Annotated in this window: 24 protein-coding genes; 9 read left to right on the top strand and 15 right to left on the bottom strand. The window is 38.4% G+C overall.

The window, feature by feature from the left end:
- Positions 1-70: 70 nt before the first annotated feature.
- Positions 71-376, top strand: a complete 306-nt coding sequence (locus CBW18_RS02740) for a YbaB/EbfC family nucleoid-associated protein (RefSeq protein WP_088299699.1) — start codon at positions 71-73, stop codon at positions 374-376.
- A gap of 75 nt (positions 377-451) precedes the next feature.
- Positions 452-1129: a metal-dependent hydrolase gene (locus CBW18_RS02735; RefSeq protein WP_088299698.1), complete on the top strand. Its 678-nt coding sequence runs from the start codon at positions 452-454 to the stop codon at positions 1127-1129.
- 103 nt (positions 1130-1232) lie between these two features.
- Here the strand turns inward: CBW18_RS02735 and CBW18_RS02730 are convergent, their stop codons facing one another.
- Together CBW18_RS02730 and polA are read right to left on the bottom strand one after the other, a co-directional pair.
- The gene (locus CBW18_RS02730) at positions 1233-1571 is read right to left on the bottom strand and encodes a hypothetical protein (RefSeq protein WP_088299697.1); all 339 of its coding nucleotides are present in this window, start codon (positions 1569-1571) and stop codon (positions 1233-1235) included.
- A gap of 88 nt (positions 1572-1659) precedes the next feature.
- Complete coding sequence (gene polA, locus CBW18_RS02725; RefSeq protein ID WP_088299696.1) at positions 1660-4464, bottom strand: DNA polymerase I; 2805 nt, start codon at positions 4462-4464, stop codon at positions 1660-1662.
- A 203-nt stretch (positions 4465-4667) separates the two neighbouring features.
- Between polA and CBW18_RS02720 the strand changes: the two genes are divergently transcribed.
- Positions 4668-5351, top strand: coding sequence for a hypothetical protein (locus CBW18_RS02720; RefSeq protein ID WP_140418622.1), 684 nt, complete (start codon positions 4668-4670; stop codon positions 5349-5351).
- A gap of 139 nt (positions 5352-5490) precedes the next feature.
- Here the strand turns inward: CBW18_RS02720 and CBW18_RS02715 are convergent, their stop codons facing one another.
- The 3 genes from CBW18_RS02715 to CBW18_RS02705 all read right to left on the bottom strand — a co-directional run bounded on the left by CBW18_RS02715 (position 5491) and on the right by CBW18_RS02705 (position 7046).
- Positions 5491-6081 (bottom strand): DNA-3-methyladenine glycosylase I, encoded by a 591-nt coding sequence (locus tag CBW18_RS02715; RefSeq protein ID WP_088299694.1) that lies wholly within the window; start codon positions 6079-6081, stop codon positions 5491-5493.
- A 180-nt stretch (positions 6082-6261) separates the two neighbouring features.
- Complete coding sequence (locus tag CBW18_RS02710) at positions 6262-6639, bottom strand: four helix bundle protein (RefSeq protein ID WP_088299693.1); 378 nt, start codon at positions 6637-6639, stop codon at positions 6262-6264.
- A 53-nt stretch (positions 6640-6692) separates the two neighbouring features.
- Entirely contained in the window at positions 6693-7046 is a 354-nt protein-coding gene (locus tag CBW18_RS02705; protein ID WP_088299692.1) for a carboxymuconolactone decarboxylase family protein, read from the bottom strand.
- A 57-nt stretch (positions 7047-7103) separates the two neighbouring features.
- Between CBW18_RS02705 and CBW18_RS02700 the strand changes: the two genes are divergently transcribed.
- Positions 7104-7463 carry a hypothetical protein gene (locus CBW18_RS02700; protein ID WP_088299691.1) on the top strand — a complete coding sequence of 120 codons (360 nt, stop codon included), beginning with the start codon at positions 7104-7106 and terminating at the stop codon, positions 7461-7463.
- Here the strand turns inward: CBW18_RS02700 and CBW18_RS02695 are convergent.
- Together CBW18_RS02695 and trmB are read right to left on the bottom strand one after the other, a co-directional pair.
- Complete coding sequence (locus tag CBW18_RS02695; protein WP_088299690.1) at positions 7453-7785, bottom strand: MGMT family protein; 333 nt, start codon at positions 7783-7785, stop codon at positions 7453-7455. The genes CBW18_RS02700 and CBW18_RS02695 overlap by 11 nt on opposite strands.
- The gene (gene trmB, locus CBW18_RS02690; protein WP_088299689.1) at positions 7785-8435 is read right to left on the bottom strand and encodes a tRNA (guanosine(46)-N7)-methyltransferase TrmB; all 651 of its coding nucleotides are present in this window, start codon (positions 8433-8435) and stop codon (positions 7785-7787) included. The genes CBW18_RS02695 and trmB overlap by 1 nt, the downstream gene beginning before the upstream one ends.
- Before the next feature lie 113 nt (positions 8436-8548).
- Between trmB and CBW18_RS02685 the strand changes: the two genes are divergently transcribed.
- Together CBW18_RS02685 and CBW18_RS02680 are read left to right on the top strand one after the other, a co-directional pair.
- Positions 8549-9475, top strand: coding sequence for a GDP-L-fucose synthase (locus CBW18_RS02685; RefSeq protein WP_088299688.1), 927 nt, complete (start codon positions 8549-8551; stop codon positions 9473-9475).
- Positions 9476-9662: 187 nt separating this feature from the next.
- Complete coding sequence (locus tag CBW18_RS02680; RefSeq protein WP_088299687.1) at positions 9663-10595, top strand: hydrogen peroxide-inducible genes activator; 933 nt, start codon at positions 9663-9665, stop codon at positions 10593-10595.
- 186 nt (positions 10596-10781) lie between these two features.
- On the opposite strand, the gene CBW18_RS02675 is transcribed toward CBW18_RS02680, so the two are convergent.
- From CBW18_RS02675 to CBW18_RS02660, 4 genes are all read right to left on the bottom strand, one after another.
- Positions 10782-11243, bottom strand: coding sequence for a hypothetical protein (locus tag CBW18_RS02675; protein ID WP_088299686.1), 462 nt, complete (start codon positions 11241-11243; stop codon positions 10782-10784).
- Between the two features lie 100 nt (positions 11244-11343).
- Positions 11344-11952 carry a superoxide dismutase gene (locus tag CBW18_RS02670; protein ID WP_088299685.1) on the bottom strand — a complete coding sequence of 203 codons (609 nt, stop codon included), beginning with the start codon at positions 11950-11952 and terminating at the stop codon, positions 11344-11346.
- Between the two features lie 144 nt (positions 11953-12096).
- A complete protein-coding gene (locus tag CBW18_RS02665) occupies positions 12097-12564 on the bottom strand; it encodes a nucleoside deaminase (protein ID WP_088299684.1) in 468 nt (155 codons plus the stop codon).
- Between the two features lie 306 nt (positions 12565-12870).
- Positions 12871-13206 carry a tRNA-binding protein gene (locus CBW18_RS02660; RefSeq protein WP_088299947.1) on the bottom strand — a complete coding sequence of 112 codons (336 nt, stop codon included), beginning with the start codon at positions 13204-13206 and terminating at the stop codon, positions 12871-12873.
- A 229-nt stretch (positions 13207-13435) separates the two neighbouring features.
- On the opposite strand from CBW18_RS02660, the gene CBW18_RS02655 reads away from it, so the two are divergent.
- The 3 genes from CBW18_RS02655 to CBW18_RS02645 all read left to right on the top strand — a co-directional run bounded on the left by CBW18_RS02655 (position 13436) and on the right by CBW18_RS02645 (position 18077).
- Positions 13436-14911: a xylulokinase gene (locus CBW18_RS02655; RefSeq protein ID WP_088299683.1), complete on the top strand. Its 1476-nt coding sequence runs from the start codon at positions 13436-13438 to the stop codon at positions 14909-14911.
- Between the two features lie 24 nt (positions 14912-14935).
- Positions 14936-16267: a xylose isomerase gene (gene xylA, locus CBW18_RS02650; RefSeq protein WP_088299682.1), complete on the top strand. Its 1332-nt coding sequence runs from the start codon at positions 14936-14938 to the stop codon at positions 16265-16267.
- A 130-nt stretch (positions 16268-16397) separates the two neighbouring features.
- A complete protein-coding gene (locus CBW18_RS02645; RefSeq protein ID WP_088299681.1) occupies positions 16398-18077 on the top strand; it encodes a sodium/sugar symporter in 1680 nt (559 codons plus the stop codon).
- A gap of 126 nt (positions 18078-18203) precedes the next feature.
- Here CBW18_RS02645 and CBW18_RS02640 read toward each other — a convergent pair whose 3' ends face one another.
- From CBW18_RS02640 to CBW18_RS02625, 4 genes are all read right to left on the bottom strand, one after another.
- Positions 18204-18587: a hypothetical protein gene (locus tag CBW18_RS02640; protein ID WP_088299680.1), complete on the bottom strand. Its 384-nt coding sequence runs from the start codon at positions 18585-18587 to the stop codon at positions 18204-18206.
- A 2-nt stretch (positions 18588-18589) separates the two neighbouring features.
- The gene (locus tag CBW18_RS02635) at positions 18590-19819 is read right to left on the bottom strand and encodes an ABC transporter permease (protein ID WP_172406423.1); all 1230 of its coding nucleotides are present in this window, start codon (positions 19817-19819) and stop codon (positions 18590-18592) included.
- Between the two features lie 97 nt (positions 19820-19916).
- Complete coding sequence (locus tag CBW18_RS02630) at positions 19917-20555, bottom strand: MBL fold metallo-hydrolase (protein WP_088299679.1); 639 nt, start codon at positions 20553-20555, stop codon at positions 19917-19919.
- 3 nt (positions 20556-20558) lie between these two features.
- Positions 20559-21149: a gliding motility lipoprotein GldD gene (locus CBW18_RS02625; protein WP_088299678.1), complete on the bottom strand. Its 591-nt coding sequence runs from the start codon at positions 21147-21149 to the stop codon at positions 20559-20561.
- Between the last annotated feature and the right edge of the window lie 23 nt (positions 21150-21172).

The following is a 21172-nucleotide window of genomic DNA, read 5'->3' as shown; positions in this document are numbered from 1 at the left end:
ATTAATGCTTTTATACGCTTCATTTGAAAACCAATCCAGCCGAGTTTCGTTTACTATAAAAACAATAAATATGTTCGATAAATTATTTGCAGCGCAACAAAAAGCTGAGGAAATTAAAAAACGTTTAGATACCATTTCTGTATTTGGTGAAGTCGAAAATGGCGCCATAAAGATTACAGCAACAGCCAATAAAGCCATTACCGGTGTTGCTATTGATGATGAATTTTTAAAAAATACAGATAAGGAGGCGTTGGAAGAATTGCTGTTAACTGCCATCAATAAAGCCCTGGCGAATGCTGAAGAAGTAAGTGCTACAGAAATGCAGGCCTCGGCACAAGACATGCTGGGTGGTTTAGGTGGCATGTTTGGACAGTAATTAATTTTAAAGTCCTAACTGGGTGGTGAAGCTATAAGTTCATTGCCAGGTATACAATAATTAAATCTCCGATATATGAAATATACATATTATGGTCAGTCTTGCTTTTTAATTGAAGCAGATGGCAAAAAATTCCTCTTTGATCCGTTTATTAAATCAAACCCACTGGCAAAGGATGTTGATACCTCTAAAATTGAAGCCGATTATATTTTGGTTAGTCATGGGCACGGTGACCATGTGGCTGACTTAGTGGAATTGGCTAAGCAAACCGATGCACAGGTTATTGCAGTGGTAGAGGTAGCCAAATGGATAAAGGAACAAGGTGTTGAAAAGGTTACCGACATTAATTTTGGGACACAAACAATGCCTTTTGGTAAATTGCGTACCGTATGGGCTGTTCACAGCAGTTCAAATCCTGATGGAAGCTATGGCGGAAATCCGGCGGGTTTTGTGCTGGGACTAGAGGGTAAGCAAATTTATTTTGCCGGCGATACGGCTTTAACCTCAGAAATGAAGTTATTGGCTGAACTGCATCACCTCGATTATGCCATTTTACCTATCGGTGGTCACTATACGATGGATGTAGACGATGCTGTTATCGCAGCTAAATACATCAATTGTGATCAGATAATAGGTGTACATTATAATACTTTTCCTCCGATTAGTATCAATGAAGAAGATGCGATAGCCAAATTTAAGCGCGAGGACAAAACGTTATTGCTTCCAAAGATTGGTGAAACCATCAGTTTATAGCTGATTTGTTATATGATTTCTGACGGGTAAGTATACCAGAAAGAGGATAATAAAAAAAGGGTTCTAACTTTCGTCAGAACCCTTTTTCAATCATCATACTAACCTAATTTTTTTTAGCAGCAGTTTTATTTGCTTTATAGCGCATATCTGGTGTACCGTCTTTTTTAGTTTTTACATCAACTTTAGTTACTGATTTAGTTTTATTTTCTTTAAAACGTTTATCCGGAGTACCATCAGCTTTAACTTTAGAAGTTGCCGTAGTTGTTTTTGTCTCTACTTTTTTAGTTTCTTGTTTTGCAGCTGCTTTTGCAGGAGCTGTTGTAGTTTTTACTTCTTTTTTAACAACAGTTTTAGCTTTAGCCGGAGTTGTTGCAGGTGTTTGAGCAAATGCTGTAGATAAACCAAATGCTGCGATTGCGATTAAACTTAATAACTTTTTCATAATTCTTTATTTTTTTGTTTTACTCGTTTATTTGTTGATGTAAAATTGATTAATCGTAATGAAGTTTTAATGAAGATGACTATTTAATTTAATGAGCGGCCAACCAGTTATCTCCTTCACCAATTTCTACTACAATTGGAACGGTTAACTTAATGGCATTGGCCATCTTATCCTGGATAATAGATTTCATCACTTCTTTTTCAGATTTAACTACATCAAACACAAGCTCATCATGTACCTGCATGGTCATGGTTGACTGCAGATTTTGTGCTTTCATTTCGCGATGAATGTTGATCATCGCAATTTTGATCATGTCTGCTGCCGAACCTTGGATAGGTGCGTTAATAGCATTTCGTTCTGCAAAACCACGTACTGTTTGATTGGCTGAGTTAATGTCTCTTAAATAACGTCTTCTACCCATAATCGTCTCTACAAAACCATTTTCCCTGGCAAAGTTCATGGTATCGCTCATATATCGCTTAATACCCGGATACTGGGTGAAATACTGTTCAATGATATCAGCAGCCTCTTTACGCGGTATGCCCAGGTTTTGCGATAAACCAAAAGCAGATTGGCCGTAAATAATACCGAAGTTAACCGCCTTTGCATTTCTTCTCTGCGTACTATCTACATCTTCAATACTTACGCCATATACTTTTGCTGCTGTGGCGGTATGAATATCAATGCCGTTGTTAAAAGCATCCAGCATGTTTTCTTCTTTACTGATTTCGGCAATTATCCTTAATTCAATTTGAGAATAATCCGCAGACAGCAAGATATGGTTCTCATCCCGGGCAATAAATGCCTTACGTACCTCTCTTCCTCTTTCCGTACGAATAGGGATGTTCTGAAGGTTAGGGTTGTTAGAACTTAACCGGCCTGTTGCGGCAACAGCCTGATTGTATGAAGTATGCACCCGGCCCGTTTTTGGATTGACCATTAATGGTAGTGCATCAACATAAGTAGATTTTAGTTTTTGTAACTGCCTGAAATCTAAAATGTCTTTTACAATATCGCTCTTATTTGCCAGGGCCATGAGTACATCTTCGCCGGTTTGATACTGTCCTGTTTTTGTTTTCTTAGCTTTAGGATCAAGCTGTAGTTTATCAAATAAAACTTCGCCCAATTGTTTTGGAGAGGCTAAATTGAAGGTTAAGCCCGCTTTTTCATAAACGCTTTGCTCTGCTTTGCGGATTTCAATCTCCAATTCGGCAGAATAAGCTTTAAGCGTGTTCATATCAATGCGAACACCTTCTTTTTCGATATCAGCAAGAACATATACCAAAGGATTTTCTATTTCTTCTGCAAGTTTAGCGGCATTGAGCTCTACCAATTTCGGTTCAAAGATTTGAGCCAGTTGCAAGGTTACATCAGCATCTTCAGCAGCATAATCTACAACGTCTTCCACCGGAACATCACGCATCGTTCCTTGGTTTTTTCCTTTTGGACCAATCAGCTTGGTAATGGAGATGGGCGAATAACCCAGGTAATTTTCAGCTAAAATATCCATCCCATGTCGCGTATCCGGATCAATCAGGTAGTGGGCTAGCATGGTATCAAAAATTTTCCCCTGAACTTCTATACCATACCATTTCAGAACCAGAATGTCATATTTAGTGTTTTGTCCGATTTTCTCAATTTCCGGATTTTCTAAAACTACCCGAAACTCATCAACAATGGCCTGTGCTTCGTCTCTGACTGCAGAAAGCGGAATATAATATCCGGTTCCGGGTTTAATAGAGAATGACAAACCTACAAGATCGGCAATGTTGGCATCTGTTCCGGTGGTTTCGGTATCGAAAGAAATTTTAGGCTCTGCTAATAAAAGTTTAATTAAATCAGCACGTTTTTCAGCCGTATCCACCAGCTGATAATCATGTTCGGTGTTTTCTATCGTTTTGGCTGGCAGCTTCTCTGCAGGTTCCTCTTCTAAAGTGTTGGTATATTGGATGGATTCTCCGGATTGATTGCCAAATAAGTCTGTCTGTGTGCCTTCTCCAAACCTGGCAGTGGTTACAGAAAATTCATCACCAAAAACACGGCGACCTAAAGTTCTAAATTCAAGTTCAGTAAAAAGAGGTTCGAGCAAATCACGACTAGGATCGCAGATTTCTAAACTGGCCTCATCTAATTCTACGGGAACATCTAAAATAATAGTGGCCAGCTTTTTTGAAATTAATCCCTGTTCAGCAAAGTTTTCTACATTTTCACGTTGCTTACCTTTAAGCTCGTGCGAGTGGGCAATGATATTTTCCATAGATCCATAGGTCTTGATTAAAGACTTGGCGGTTTTTTCGCCGATTCCCGGAATCCCAGGGATATTATCCACAGCATCACCCCATAATCCTAAAATATCAATCACCTGGAGTACGTTCTCAATTTCCCATTTGGCCAGTACCTCTTTAACGCCCAGAATTTCCATGTCGTTACCCATACGGGCGGGTTTATAAATAAAGATATTTTCAGATACCAGCTGAGCAAAATCTTTATCCGGGGTCATGCAGAAAACCTGATAGCCTTTTTGCTCGGCTTTTTTTGCCAGGGTACCAATAATATCATCCGCTTCATAGCCATCAGACGTAATCACCGGAATATTAAAGCCGGTGATGAGTTTAATTACATATGGCATGGCTGCCGCCAGATCTTCCGGCATGGCCTGGCGTTGTGCTTTATAGGCTTCAAAGGATGTATGTCTTTCCGTTGGTGCATCCGTATCAAAAACCACCGCCATATGGCTTGGCTTTTCTTTCTTTAAAACATCAAGCAGTGTATTGGTAAAGCCCATAACAGCAGATGTATTAATTCCGGAAGAAGTGAATCGGGGATTTTTACTTAATGCAAAATGCGCCCGATACATCAATGCCATTCCATCTAGAAGAAAGAGTTTTTTCATAAAATATTGATTACACAGATAAAAAGGATTACTCCGGTTTATTGTTTACTTATTCGAGTAAAAGTAACCAAAGTTAGCCAAATCATTAAAATGCTTTTTCAACAAAATCCAGTGAATGCAAAGGATTAAAAAAAATGCAACTTTATGGTTTAAATAATAAGATTTAGGTTTGAGTTCACGTTATTTGTATAAAGGCTATTCATATGATGAAGTTTCTATTTGCTGTATCTCTTTTCTTATTTTCAATAACCCATCTTTTCGCCCAGGATTTCATCGTAAAAAATAATGACGATGTGATTCGTGGTACCATAAAAGGAACAGATTATTTCTCTGTTTTAATCAGTGCCAATGATGAAAGTGATGTTGTTCTGCCGGCTAAGGACGTGAAGAATTTTTTCTGGAACGGCAATGCTTTCCTAAGTAAAGGTTTTGCTAACGGTAAAAATTTTGAATACCGCTTTGTAAAAGTAATGGAGTTGGGGGCAGTGAATTTATATTCTTTTGGTGGGGGCGATCTGGTGCCTGCAGCGAAGGATAGAAAAGTTAGGTTTCGTCCGTCTGTGGGAATTGGAGCAGGAACCGGAGGTTTTGGTGGCATGGGCATGGGTGGAGGAATTAGCATAGGTGGTGGCGGTAATGCCAGGCGAGAAAAGCCTGCCGGTGCATCTGCAGTAAGATACTTTATTGAAAAACCAGGTTCAGGTCCGCTGCAGGAACTATCGGTTAAGGCCATTACTGATGATGATAAGCGTGCTGCTGTGCGAACCATTTTACTGCAAAAGCTGGGCGATGCTCCGGGTTTTAAAGAGAAAGTCGAATATAGCGCTGAATATAATATTCGCGATGTAATTGAATTGGTAAAAGCCTATAATGAGGTGAAGAAATAACGAGGACTTACAGGATTGAATGATTTTAAGATCGAGATTAACTATGGGTTAAAGATGTAGCACGAAAGCTAAAATAACCAGGGGTTTCAACGTTAGTATACAACAAATTTATCAGGTTCTAAGGTTTGAAAATCATTAATTATCGCGCACAGCAATTCATTAAATGATCATTTACCATACCAGTGGCCTGCATAAAAGCATAACAAATGGTGGTACCGAAAAACTTAAAGCCACGTTTTTTCATATCCTTGCTCATCCGATCGGAGATTTCTGTGCTGGCTGGTACATCGCTCATCTTCTGAATATTGTTTTCAATGGTTTTATGACCAGGAATATAAGCCCAGATATAATTGTAGAAACTTCCGAATTCTTTTTGAATTTCGATAAACAGTCTGGCGTTTAAAATTGCAGCATTTACCTTCAGTTTGTTTCTGATGATCCCCTGATCGTTCAGGAGGCGTTCAACATCCTGCTCATTAAATGCTGCCACTTTTTGTACGTCAAAATTGGCAAAGGCTCTGCGGTAATTTTCCCTTCTGCGAAGAATGGTAACCCAGCTTAAGCCGGCCTGCGCGCCCTCCAGGATCAGAAATTCAAATAAAGTTTGATCATCATAAACAGGCTTACCCCATTCTTCATCATGATATTTGATGTATAGCGGATCAGTGCCGGCCCAGGTGCAGCGTATTAGGGAGTTTTGAGTTTTGAGTTTGGCGTTTTGAGTATGCATGGTGGCGAGTTTGGAGTTTTGAGTTTTGAGTTTGCGGGATGGCTAGCTTGGAGTTTAGATTCTATGCGATAACTAGCTCAGAGTTAAGCTTGCTAGGAATAATGAGAAATACTTAATAGAGTATAAAAGCATATGGATAGAACAAAACTATAGTTGGTTACTTTTTTTTTAAAAGTGTGATTATGGTGTATTTTTAATTAGGAAACGCTCAGGATTGTTCATCATGTAAACTAATAATTTTGCAACCTCTTCAGCTTGACTATTTAGTTTCTCAAATTCAACATTACTGATATAGTCACAAGCTAAAGCAAACTCCAACCATGTTTGTGTTTCGCCATTTTCAGTATCAGCATCTGATAATTTGCTTACAAAGTGATTTGGATATCTTCGTTTTCGGTATGCCTCCGCCAGGTTGGCACAAACGCTTCTGGAGCATCTCCGAATTTGATCAGTCAAACTGTAGCGTTCATCTGCCGGAAACTTCTTAGTTATTATAAAAATATCCATAGCCAGTATGAAGCCTTTTTGATAGGCAAGTAAGTCTTTAATCGTTCCCATAGATAAATATAATTACATTATCTGAATTTGAACGGCCACCCTAAACTCCAAACTTAAGACTCCAAACTACTTTGTAACTCATCCCAATACTCCACTGCTCTTCTGTAATGCGGGATTACGATGCTTCCACCTACGAGGTTGGCGATCATAAAAATTTCATTCATTTCTTCACTGTTTACACCAGCATCATGACATTTTCCTAAATGATATTTAATGCAATCATCGCAACGTAAAACCATTGAAGCAACTAAACCAAGCATTTCTTTTGTTTTAACATCTAAGGCACCATCGGCATATGAAGTGGTATCTAAAGCAAAAAAACGCTTGATGTTTGTATTTGCAATTTCCATGATTCTATCGTTCATTTTTTCACGATAGCCATTAAATTCTTCTACTAACTTTCCCATATTGTAAAATTTAAATCTTTTTTAAGAGACGATTGTTTGTTTATTAAATGATTGAATATGAAAATTATATCCCCTAAGTTTCATGCCGTTTTAGATTATATGCTGGTGATGTTGCTCCTGATTTCGCCAGATCTCTTTGGTCTTTCTGAAACCGGTTCAACATTATCTTATACCCTCGGAATTGTCCAATTTCTTTTAACCATCTGTACCAATTTTAGTGGTGGTATTTTTAAAATCATCAGTCTAAAGCTTCACGGTTTACTTGAACTTGTGGTCAGCGTCACTTTAATTATTTTGGCCTTTACTGTGTTTAAAGGTAATGTGGTTGATGAAATGTTTTATGCCTGTTTAGGTCTTTTGATTTTAATTATTTTTACCATCACAGATTATAAAAGAAGCTTGCCGGTTATTCTGTAATCTCTTCCAGCGGATTCCAGAAAACCTGTTTGAAATTTAAAACCTTATCACCTTTTACCTGGACACCCTCTTTGGCCAATAATTCTTCCATCATTTCCGGTGTTCCGAAATGAAACTTTCCCGTTAGTAATCCACTGCTGTTTACCACACGATGTGCCGGTACTTTCGGGTGTGCGGTACCTGCAAAACGCATCGCATGACCAACCATTCTCGATGATTTTGCCGCACCTAAACTTTTCGCGATGGCACCATAAGAGGTAACCCTGCCTTTCGGAATCAGTCGCACAATTTCATATACCTGCTCGTAAAAGTTGGTGTTCATTACTCAAATGAAAATTGGATGTAATTGATGTTTTTATCGTGTAATAAGTATTTCTTTTCGTAATAAGTTTTGATCGATAATACATCATCAGCAAACTCCGAAGTGTACAGATGATCCGTATTTTTGTGCACGATCAAACCTAACGCTGTTGTTTTTTCAACAGTGTAGGCATAAAGCTGGTCGTTATCTGTTTTCAGGTTTACACATCCACCTGGTTTCAAGACCTGTTTATATCGGTTCAAAAATGCGGGAAAGGTGAGTCGTTTTTTTTCCCGGCTATCCTGTGGCTGAGGATCAGGAAAAGTAATCCAGATTTCATCAATTTCACCTTCTGCAAAATACTCGAGGATATTTTCGATCTGTATTCTCAGAAATGCAACGTTATCAATGCTTTCTTCAATAGCGGTTTTGGCACCACGCCAGATGCGGTTACCTTTATAATCGATACCGATGAAATTTTTATCCGGGAATAACCTGGCCAGGTTTACGGAATATTCGCCTTTACCACAAGCGAGTTCGAGCACCACCGGATTGGTATTTTTGAAATGATGAGCTGCCCAATTTCCCTTTAATACTTTGCCTTCTTCTAATTGATATACGTTTGCAAAGGTTTCGATCTCTGCAAAACGCCTAAGTTTATCTTTACCCAAAAGTTTAATTTTTCTGCAAAAATACAATTAAATCAATATCGAAGTTCTTTTGACAGAAAGATTAATGCCATTCTTATCAAGGAATTGTATTTTTGTGGCCTATAAAAATAACTGTGGAAAAGAACGCAAAAATATATGTAGCCGGGCATCGTGGAATGGTGGGATCTGCCATTTACCGGAAACTGGTTAAAGAGGGATATAGCAACATCATTACCAGAACGTCTGCTGAGCTGGATCTTCGGAACCAACAGGCGGTGGCTGATTTTTTTGCTGTTGAAAAACCTGATTACGTTTTTCTGGCTGCTGCGAAAGTTGGTGGTATTGTAGCGAATAATACTTACCGGGCAGATTTTCTTTATGACAATTTAGCTATCCAAAATAATGTTATCCACCATGCTTACCTTAATCAGGTTAAAAAGCTAATGTTTTTAGGCTCGAGTTGTATTTATCCCAAATTGGCACCACAGCCTTTAAAAGAAGATTATCTGCTCACCGGAACTTTAGAGGAAACCAACGAGCCTTATGCCATTGCAAAAATTGCCGGTATCAAAATGTGCGATGCATACCGTGATCAGTATGGCGCTAATTTTATCTCCGTTATGCCAACTAATTTATATGGTTATCATGATAATTATCATCCCCAAAATTCACACGTTTTACCTGCGCTGATCCGGAAAATTCATGAAGCGAAAGTAAATGATGCAAAAGAAGTAGTGGTTTGGGGATCAGGGTCGCCAATGCGGGAGTTTTTGTTTGCTGATGACCTGGCTGATGCCTGTTACTTTCTGATGCAAACATACAATGAACCTCATCTAATCAATATTGGTACAGGTCATGATTTAACGATCAAAGATTTGGCGTTGCTGATCAAAGATGTTTTAGGCTATGATGGCGAACTGGTTTTTGATAAGACCAAGCCTGATGGAACACCCAGAAAGCTGATGGATGTGACCAAACTGCATGATTTAGGCTGGAAACATCAGGTTGAATTGAGGGAAGGAATTGCATTGGCATACGAAGATTTTAAAAGCAGGGATTAAAAAATTAGAAAATAATTGAAATGAAGAATTTTAAATGAGAGCATGTTAAGGTATGGAGTATAGCTATTTGTCATAAACCGATCAGTTAAATATTTCTTCATGCTATCATTTACTCATTCCATCCATCAATCATTTCCCGCTATAGTTAAAATTTATATCTTTGAATAAATAAATCAATTTCTATGATATGACTTTAGTTCAGCTTGAATATATTGTTGCTGTTGATACTTACAGAAGTTTTGTCACTGCTGCCGAAAAATGTTTTGTGACGCAGCCCACGCTAAGTATGCAAGTTCAAAAGCTGGAAGAAATGTTAAGTGTTAAAATATTTGACCGCAGTAAACAACCCGTTTTCCCAACAGAAATTGGTGCGCAGATAATCGCGCAAGCCAGGATAATTCTACAGGAAAGCGGAAAGGTGAAAGAACTGATTAGTAGTCAGCAGCAAGATGTTTTAGGAGAACTTAAAATAGGTGTCATCCCTACTATTGCTCCTTATCTATTACCTGAGGTGATTTCAGCCATGCTGGAAAAATATCCTGATCTTAAATTATTGATTTGGGAATATACCACTGAAGATATTGTTCACCACCTTAAAACAGGTGTTTTGGATTGCGGCATTTTGGCTACGCCATTAACAGATCCTCATATTTCTGAAACACCACTGTACTATGAGAATTTTGTAAGTTATATCAGCAAAAATAGCAAGCTGTATAGAAAGAAAGCAGTTGATGCCGATGACCTGAACGAGGAAAACATCTGGCTGTTGAACGAAGGACATTGTATGCGCAACCAGGTTTTAAATATTTGCCGGTCTACCAAAAACAACAGGATGCAGGGCTTGGAATACAATACAGGAAGCGTAGAAACATTGATCAGAATGGTTGATTTAAACGGTGGTGCAACCTTGCTGCCTGAGTTGGCTATTGCCGAGTTAAGTGTGAAACAAACCGCGAAAATACGTCATTTCAAATCGCCTGAACCAGTGAGGGAGATCAGCTTGGTTACACATAAAAACTTTATCAAAAAGCGGATGCTGAATGCTTTAAAAGAGGAAATTTTAGCCATCATTCCTAAAACCATGAAGCAAAAGAAAAAAAAGGATATTGTTGGGATTTAATATCCAGCACTGTTAAAAACTTTGGAATGGTATTGATCATATAGGAAGAATCTTTATCGCAGTCAACGCTTTGATTAAGAATCTATTTTGCAGGATTCCCTGATAGGAAAGATACTTCGTTGCTGAAAAAGCCATCTCGCAATGACGAATAAAAGTATTATTTCTTGAGGAACCTTATGATTACGATTATTGCTTTTGTTGTTCTAATGGAGGTGCAGAAAGAAGACCTTTGATATCACCCTGAACTTCTTCTTCATCGCTTTTTTTCTTTTTCTTATTTTTTCCTTTAGCTGATTTACCGCTCAAACGTTCTTCAATTACCTTATCATATTCGGCTTGTTGCTCACCTTTTAATACGTTACGGATATTTTTGGAGGTTTCGTTTTGCAGTTTATAAAATTTGTCAACATCGTCTTCACGTGAATTACCAGCTTGTTGTCTTTTAATAAGATCTGCCTGTTCCTTGGCCTGATTAAAGGTAAAACGATAAATAACGCTTTTTTGCGTATCGTTTAGTTTTAATCTTTTATCTAAATCATCTACATTTTTTTTAGCAATCTCGTCTGGTGTAGGAACCTTATTTTGTTGTGCATTTACCAAGCCACTGATCCCAACTAATATAAAGAGTAAAAATATAACCCGCTTCATTTTGAATGTTTTAATAGCTGTAAAGTTAGGTAATTATCTTAAAACAAGAAAGTCCCGATTTTTAATGCCGGGACTTTCTCACTGATTTAAATGGATTTGCTTACAATGCTTTTTTGTAAAGTTCTGCAACAGCATCCCAGTTTACTGCGTTCCAGATGGCAGCTAAGTAATCCGGGCGTTTATTCTGATATTTTAAGTAGTACGCATGCTCCCAAACATCGATACCGAAAATAGGTGTGCCTTTTACTTCAGCAACATCCATTAAAGGATTATCCTGGTTTGGTGTAGATGAAACCTGAAGTTTTTTATCCGCACCAACAGATAACCAGGCCCAGCCTGATCCAAAACGGGTTGCACCAGCTTCCTGTAATTTAGTTTTTAATTCAGCAAATGAACCAAAAGTTTCATTAATCGCTTTAGCTAAATCGCCAGTAGGCTCGCCACCTTTGTTCGGACCTAAAACGTTCCAGAACAAAGAGTGATTATAATGACCACCGCCATTGTTTCTAACAGCAGCAGGATATTTTGAAATGTTTTTAACAATTTCTTCGATACTTAAATTTGCTTCAGGTTTGCCTTCAACAGCTTTGTTTAAGTTCGTTACGTAAGCCTGATGATGTTTATCATGGTGGATTTCCATGGTAGTTTTATCAATATACGGTTCTAATGCGTCTGTAGCGTAATGTAACGCTGGTAATTCAAAAGCCATAGTTTTATGTTTTAAATTTAAAAATGTTTGTTGAGCAAATATAACATTCGTAGGTTAAGATTTGTTCATGTTATTATCATCAAATGGTATTCACTTTCGTAAAAGCCTGATCAGAATAAAATATGCGTAAAATAGATTTGAAAATTAACGTTTTCTGGCAAAGAAATTTTTCATCAATAAGGAACATTCATCTGCCAATACGCCTCCTTTCAAAATTGTTTTTGGATGAAGGAGGTTTGACCCCTTAGAAATAAAACCTCGTTTTTCTTCCCGTGCACCATACACAATCCTGCTGATTTGTGTCCAGTAACTGGCCCCGGCACACATCACACAGGGTTCAATCGTTACATATAACGTGCAATCTTTTAGATATTTACCGCCAATGGTTTGCGCTGCAGAAGTGAAAGCCTGCATTTCAGCATGTGCAGTTACATCGTTAAAGCGTTCTGTTAAATTATAACCCCGTCCAATAATCCGGTTTTTACTCACCACAATAGCACCAATGGGAATTTCATCTTCGGCCAATGCCTTTTTAGCCTCTTCTAAAGCCAGCTTCATGTAATGGATATCTTCTTCACCTGAATCAGTGTCATCGAAATTGTAAAAACTCATGAAGCAAATATAGAGAATCTTTAAGGCTGATTTAATATGTAAAAAGGTTCCCGCTGATTAGCGGAGATCTCGCGGATTAAAGTAGGGTTTTGTTTCAGGCCATTAGCAATCTGCGTACATCACTTTGATCTGCAGGGAATATAAATTGTAAAAGGTTTCCGCTGATTAGCGGAGATCTCGCGGATAAAAGAAGATGTTGAGATATTTCAGGTAATTAAGAATCTGCGTGAATCTCATTGATCTGCGGGAAATATAGATTGTAAAATGGTTCCCGCTTAAGAAAAGTATAAAATCTGCCTCGCCAACTTATACCAATTTGCTTCCATTGGGAACTTTACGTTCCACAGCAGATAATACAATATCGCCATTTTCATCTGCAAATCCTGTAACCAGGAATTCAGACATAAATTTTCCGATTTGTTTCTTTGGGAAATTAACCACACCTATAATTTGCCTGCCCATTAATTCTGTTAAGGTATAGTGTTTGGTAATTTGGGCGCTACTGGTTTTTATACCAAACTCGCCAAAGTCTACACGTAATTTATATGCGGGACGTCTGGCTTCTGGAAATTCTAAAGCTTCTATAATCGTTCCGACTCTGAGTTCTACCTTTTCAAAATCATCCCAGGATATTTGTTGCATCATTTTTATTTTATGGTAACTAAAGTAATAAATTATCAGCAATACTGGCTTCTTTGGTGTGTTATTCATCTTTTAAATTTAAAATCAAGGTTTAATAGGTGAACTCTAACAGTCGCTTCAGGTAAAAAAAGCATTATAAAAGATAAAAAATTTGCGATTCAGAATTTTACAATTAACTTTATGCAACCGTTTGCATAACCAAATATTAAAAAAATCCAATTATAAACGAATGTATTTATTAGGTATTGATGTTGGTACATCATCTATAAAAGTTGCAGTTGTAGAGACAGCCACACAAAAATGTATGGCAACAGCTCAATATCCTGACGAGGAAACAGCGATAAAATCTGTTAGAAACGGTTGGGCAGAACAATCGCCGGCAGAATGGTGGGAAAATGTACAACAAGCCATATTAAAAGTGAATGCTAAAGCTGATTTTGATCCTAAAGAAATTAGGGCGATCGGCATTGCTTACCAGATGCATGGTTTAGTCGTGGTAGACAAAGCCCAACAGGTATTGCGTGACAGTATCATCTGGTGCGATAGCAGGGCTGTTGAAATCGGTGCCGGTGCTTTCGAGGCCATTGGTCGGGAAAAATCTTTATCACATTTATTAAATTCTCCGGGCAATTTCACGGCCTCTAAACTGGCTTGGGTGAAAGAAAACGAGCCTGAGGTTTTCGGGCAGATTGATAAGATCATGTTGCCGGGCGACTTTATTGCCATGAAATTAACAGGAAGCATCACTACCAGTATTCCGGCTTTATCAGAAGGGATTTTCTGGGATTTTCAGAACGATAAGATTTCCAGCGATTTAATGAAATATTACGGATTTGAAGAAAGTCTTATTCCGGAAGTGAAGCCATTATTTTCATCCCATGGAAAACTGCTTGATGAAACCGCGGCTTTGCTTGGGCTTGCAGCCGGCATTCCGGTATCATATAAATCAGGTGATCAGCCTAATAATGCCTTATCACTGAATGTTTTTAAGCCAGGTGAAGTTGCTGCAACGGCAGGCACCTCAGGCGTTATTTATGGGGTAAGTGATCAGTTAACTTACGATCAGGAATCAAGGGTAAATACCTTCGCCCATGTCACCTATACCAAAGAAAAGAAACATACAGGCGTGTTGCTGTGCATCAATGGAACCGGCAGCATGTACCGGTGGGCAAAACACAATTTTGCGCCAAATGCCAGCTATCCGGAATTGAATGCACTGGCCGCAACTTCGCCTATTGGCAGTAAGGGTTTAAAAGTGATTCCTTTTGGAAACGGGGCAGAACGCATGCTGAACAATAAATATACAGGCGGACAATTGCTGGGTATTGATCTTAACATTCATCAGCAGGCTGATATATTCCGCGCAGTGCAGGAAGGCATTGCCTTTTCTTTCAGGTACGGTTTAGATATCCTGCGTGAAAACGGGATGCAACCAAAAGTAATTCGGGCAGGCCGGGCCAACTTATTTTTAAGTGAGGTATTTGCCCAGACATTTGTTGATGTGACCGGTATCCCGGTTGAATTATACGAAAATGACGGAAGTGTTGGTGCGGCATTAGGCGCAGGAATAGGTGCCGGAATTTTTAATAGTGCTGAAGATGCTTTTACGCAACACCAGGTCATTAAAACCCTAACCCCCCAAAATACGGATCAATACGAAACGGTATATCAGGAATGGAAAGAAATTTTAATCAAATTATTATAAACAGAACCGCAAATTAAGAGTACAATGAAAAACGTCGTAACAGGAGAAAAAGAATTTTTTAAAGGTATAGATCAGGTTAAATTCGAAGGTCTGGAAAGTGATAATCCGCTTGCCTTCAGGTGGTATGATGCTGATAAAGTAGTGGCCGGAAAAACCATGAATGAGCATTTTAAATTTGCTTGTGCCTATTGGCATTCATTTAACGGAAACGGGGCAGATCCTTTTGGTGGTGCCACCCATGTTTTCCCTTGGGATGAAAAGAAAGATGCCGTTGAAAGGGCTAAAGACAAAATGGATGCTGCATTTGAATTTATTACTAAAATGCAGTTGCCTTACTATTGTTTTCATGATGTGGATGTGGTTGATTATGGTAATAATGTTGCTGAAAACGAAAACAGGTTACAAACACTGGTTGAATATGCCAAACAAAAGCAGGCCGAGAGTGGTGTGAAATTACTTTGGGGAACGGCAAATTTATTCAGCCATGAACGTTATATGAATGGCGCTTCTACCAATCCCGATTTCAAGGTTTTGGCACATGGTGCTGCACAGGTGAAGGCCGCATTAGATGCTACAATTGCTTTAGGTGGTGAAAATTATGTGTTCTGGGGTGGTAGAGAGGGCTACATGAGTTTGCTGAACACGAATATGAAACGTGAGCAAGAGCATTTGGCCAAATTTTTACATACAGCCAAAGATTATGCCCGTAAACAAGGATTCAAAGGTACCTTCTTTATTGAGCCTAAGCCTTGTGAACCTTCAAAGCACCAATACGATTATGATGCTGCTACGGTTAAAGGCTTTTTACAGCAGTATGATTTATTAAATGATTTTAAATTAAATCTAGAGGTTAACCACGCTACCCTGGCCGGCCATACTTTTCAGCATGAATTACAGGTTGCGGTTGATAGTGGTTTATTGGGTTCAATTGATGCAAACCGCGGCGATTACCAGAATGGCTGGGATACGGATCAGTTTCCAAATGATATTAACGAGTTAACAGAAGCCATGCTGATTATCCTGGAAGGCGGTGGCTTGCAGGGTGGTGGTGTGAATTTTGATGCTAAAATTCGCCGTAACTCTACAGATCCCAAAGATTTATTTTATGCCCATGTAGGCGGTATGGACATTTTTGCACGTGCTTTGGTTACTGCTGACGCCATTCTGCAAAAATCTGATTACAAAAAAATAAGAACTGATCGTTATGCCTCTTTTGATAGCGGAAAGGGAGCAGAATTTGAACAGGGAAAACTAACTTTAGAAGATTTAAGAAACTATGCTGCCGAAAACGGAGAGCCCGAAGTGAGAAGTGGCAGACAAGAATATCTGGAAAATTTAATTAACAGATACATCTAAAATTTAATGTTTCAGTAGGATCATAAATTAATAAGCGTCTTTTTAACGTTTTTATTTAAAAAAATGTGAATATTAATTTATGATTTTACTACATTTAGATTTCTAAACCAAATAACCTTTATATCATTCAATGAAACAAAACTTACTGGACACGAAGGATTACATTGTATTTGCAGTATACTTCGTTATTGTAGCTGCCTATGGCCTCTACATCTACAATAAGAAAAAATCTGCATCCACAGGTTCCAAAGATTACTTTTTAGCAGAAGGTTCGCTTACCTGGTGGGCAATCGGTGCATCACTTATTGCCTCCAATATCTCTGCTGAGCAGTTTATAGGAATGAGTGGTTCCGGCTTTAAGATGGGATTGGCCATTGCTACATACGAATGGATGGGTGCTTTAACATTGGTTATTGTTGCTGTTTTCTTTATTCCTGTTTACCTCAAGAATAAAATTGCAACGATGCCTCAATTCCTGCATCAGCGCTACAATGGTACTGTTGCTATGATTATGGCCGTGTTTTGGTTACTTTTATATGTTGTAGTTAATTTAACTTCTATCTTATATTTAGGTGCACTGGCAGTAAGCAGTATATCAGGCTTTGATTTAACTTTCTGTATGTATGCCATTGCTGCATTTGCCATTTTGATTACCCTTGGTGGTATGAAAGTAATTGGCTATACCGATGTAATCCAGGTGTTTTTCTTAATTCTTGGAGGGTTGGCAACAACTTACCTGGCACTAAATTTAGTGTCTACCCATTATGGTACATCAGGTGTTTTAGAAGGCTACAGCCTGATGACTTCAAAAGCATCAGAGCATTTTCACATGATTTTAAAACCGGATAATGAAAACTACATCGATTTGCCAGGTTTAAGCGTTTTAATCGGCGGGATGTGGATTGTGAATTTAAATTATTGGGGTTGTAATCAATACATCACACAACGTGCGTTGGGCGCCGATCTAAAAACGGCCCGTGGCGGTTTATTATTTGCCGCTTTCTTAAAATTATTAATGCCTATCATTGTTGTGCTTCCGGGTATCGCAGCCTACGTGCTGTACAAGGACGGTGTTTTCCAGGCAGAAATGTTGCAGGATGGTTCTGTAAACCCTGACCGTGCTTATCCGGTATTGTTAAACTTATTACCTGCCGGATTAAAAGGCTTATCATTTGCAGCTTTAACCGCGGCAGTAGTGGCTTCTTTAGCGGGTAAGGCCAACAGTATTGCAACCATCTTTACACTTGATATTTATAAAAAGGTTTTGAAAACCAATGCTTCAGAGAAAGATCTCGTGTTTACGGGTAAAATTGCTGTTGTAGTTGCTATGGTACTGGGTGTTTTAATTGCACCTCACTTAGGGATTGACAAAAAAGGTGGTTTCCAATACATTCAGGAATATACAGGTTTTGTATCTCCGGGTATCTTTGCCATGTTTATTTTGGGTTTCTTCTGGAAAAGATCTACTTCAAATGCGGCACTATTTGCAACAATTGGTGGTTTCGGCTTATCCTTACTATTGAAATTCTTACCTGGAATGATGGATCTTTCTTTCTTATCAGGAATAGGTTTTTCTGTTAAAACGGCCGCCGGAATCTATGAAATTCCCTTTCTTGATAGAATGGGCATCGTATTTGTATTCTGTATTCTCGGAATGGTATTAATCAGCTTAACTGAAAACAGAAAAGGTATCGCCAATCCAAAAGGACTTGAAATTGATTCGAACATGTTTAAAACAACAACAAGCTTTGCGGTTGGTGCTTTAATCATTGTTGGTTTGTTGGTTGCGCTTTACGGAATTTACTGGTAGTGCAGACTAAATGCTATTAAACAGAAAGAGCTCCTAAATGGAGCTCTTTCTGTTTAATTATATTGCGGTTAACTTGTTTTGCGGCGTAATTAATGCCAATATATTATTATTCAGATACGTGAATGGTTATTGTGCACAAGGCCCATCAGGAATTTCCTTGCTGATTTTCAGAACTTTTGTAACCACCAAAGTGGAATCAAAATCTGCCGAAACGGCTGTTGTATCTGATTTGGAAAAATAACCTTCCAGTTCAACATAAACGGGTTCATAGGGCTTTTCGAAATTCAGATTGCTGTAGGAAAGCTCCAGATTTTTAACACTGTCTGCCACCCAATATTCCCGGCCATCGTCACACATGGTGAATGATTTCATCTCCGGACCAAAGCTATATAATCCTTTTACCACCTTAACGTTACTTTCTTCCCGCTCGGCTTTATCCTTTCTATTACAAGCTGTAACAGCTACTCCAAGGAGCATAACACCTACAAATGCTTGTTTAAATAACTTCATCCTTATATCGTTTGATTAATTTGGTCTATCTTTTTGACACTTAAATTTGATGACAAAGCTGATGCCAAAAATGAAAAAAATCCAACCGTAACGAATACTAAGACATAGTCTTTCCACTTGAGTCCGATTGGATAAGATTCCATTAGCAAATTTGCTTCTCCCATTTTGATAATGCCATATTTATGCTGAATAAAGTAGAAAATCAGCCCGATAATCAATCCTAATATACAGCCAGACATGGTAATCATCATGCCTTCAAATAAGAAAATCCTTTTAATGAGCTTTTTACTCGCTCCCAGGCTGCTTAAAATGGCAATGTCTTTTACTTTATCGATCACCAGCATCGTTAATGAACCAATGATATTGAAAATAGCAATAATCAGAATAAATGTCAGGATAATATAAACCGCCCATTTTTCAGTGTTCAAGATGTGGTAGAGCGACCGGTTTTGTTCTGCCCGGTTACGCACCTCAAAAGCCTCTCCAAGCCTGGAAGCCACTTCTTCCTGAAAATGATCCACATCAGTTCCGGCCTGCAGGTTTATTTCTATAGTAGATACATTTTTTTCTTCCCCCAGCAATTCTCTGGCAAAGGCCAACGGTACAATAATGCCATTATCGAATTCCTGTTGTACCTCAAAAACACCACTTACCCTGATGCTCTTATTGACAAAATCATCTGTCGGGTTTAATGAGTTCACAGCAATGGTTTTCTTAGGCGAGAAAAGTTCCATTTCTGTAAATGGATCAAGGGTATTCACGGCGAGCTGGCTTTGTAATGTAGAACCTATTACAGCACTATAACCATTTTTGTTCTGTAAGATGAAATGGCCTTCTTTAATAGAACTATCCAGCTTACTGTTTTTTAAATAGGCCAGGCTTACCCCCTTAACCATGCCTACGGCTTGTTTTTGATTGTATTTTAACAAGGCGTTTTCCTGCAGTACTTCTGTATAAGAAAATACCGAAGCATTTTTTCTGAGTGATGAAAAGTATGGTGTATTTGGGTCAAATGTTTTACCCTTTGCCGGTACAATGACGAGCTCTGGTGTCATGGTATCAAATAAACCAAGAACCACTGTTTCCAGTCCATTGAATACGGAAAGGATAATAATGAGTGCCGCACTTCCAACCATTACCCCAACCATTGATATGCCGGATATCAGGTTAATGGCATTGGTAGACTTTTTTGCAAACAAATAACGTTTTGCAATATATAGTGGCGTATTCACAGCAGTAAAGATAATTAAAAGGTTGAGGGTTTAAAGATAAAAGGCCAGGCTTGTGAACCCCGCACAATGTATGGCTCGTTAATCATCCTGTATTATTTTAAAAAAAAGGATTGTTTTGTTTTTCATAACCAATAGTTGTTGCAGGACCATGGCCTGGATATACTATTGTTTCATCAGGTAAAACGAAAAGTTTCTGTGAAATGTTTTGAATTAATTGCTGATGATTTCCGCCCGGAAGATCAGTACGGCCAATACTCCCCTGAAATAATACATCACCACCCATTAAGGTATGATCTGCCGCGCTGTAGAAACATAAATGAGCCGGAGAGTGACCCGGAGCAAAAATGATGGTAAGCGAACTGTTTCCAAAAGTGATGGTATCTGTTTCTGTTAAAAACTTATCTGGAAGTGGAGAAATCTGGTATTTAGTAAAACCCATTGCTGGTGCATAACCCGGAACAGCATTTAATACTTCCAGTTCGCCCTTATGAAACTGTGGTTTTAACCCATAAGTATCGAAGATAAACTTATTGCCAAAAACATGATCAAGATGACAATGCGTATTCAGCAACAAAACGGGCTTAAGGTTATTTTCTTTAATGAAAATAGTCAGTTCATTTTGCTCATGGCCTTCATACATGCCCGGGTCTATAATTATACATTCCTTCGTTTCATCAAATAAAACATATGTATTTTCACTGTAGGCGTTAAAGGTCAGGGTTTTTACTGTAATCATATATTATTGGTTTTTCCACCTGAAGGTAGAGATCAGGGTGTCGATATCTTTTTTAATAAAATTAATTACTGGTGCTATGGAATCATATTGCGGGCGCTCATTGAAATATAAGGCACCCCTAAAATAATGTTTTGTGCTGTCTGTTAGAAAAAACTGTACCGAAGAAGCCGTATTTCCTTCAATGGCATAATAAATTCCATAAACCTTTCTATCTGGGTAGTGAATAAGTTTTTGATCGATGGCGCTGGCTTTTATGGTGTGTTTGAAAGCTAATTTCCTGGCATCTTCAACCATATTGTCATATTCCTTTTTGCCTGAAATATCATAATATGTTAAATGCAGAAAACCGTTAAACTGCTTAAAATGTAAATTGTACCAATACTTTTGCGCATCACGGCTAACATCTTTTTCCAGCGTAGCATATTCCGGATAATCAAAACGGAAAGGAACCGGTGCTAATAGTGGCTGGTAAGTTTTTTTTGGATATAAAATGCGGTAATATGCTTTAGGTTTCGGACTGTAATCATTGTTTTGGCAAGCCGAAAAACTCAACAGCAGAACAAACTGAAAAAGGATAAGGTATTTTAATTTCATTGTTCCTAATCATTAATAAAGCC

Origin of the sequence: Pedobacter sp. AJM, from assembly GCF_002197755.1 — a bacterium.
Taxonomy (GTDB): domain Bacteria; phylum Bacteroidota; class Bacteroidia; order Sphingobacteriales; family Sphingobacteriaceae; genus Pedobacter.
This window is presented reverse-complemented; position numbering and strand designations above follow the sequence as displayed.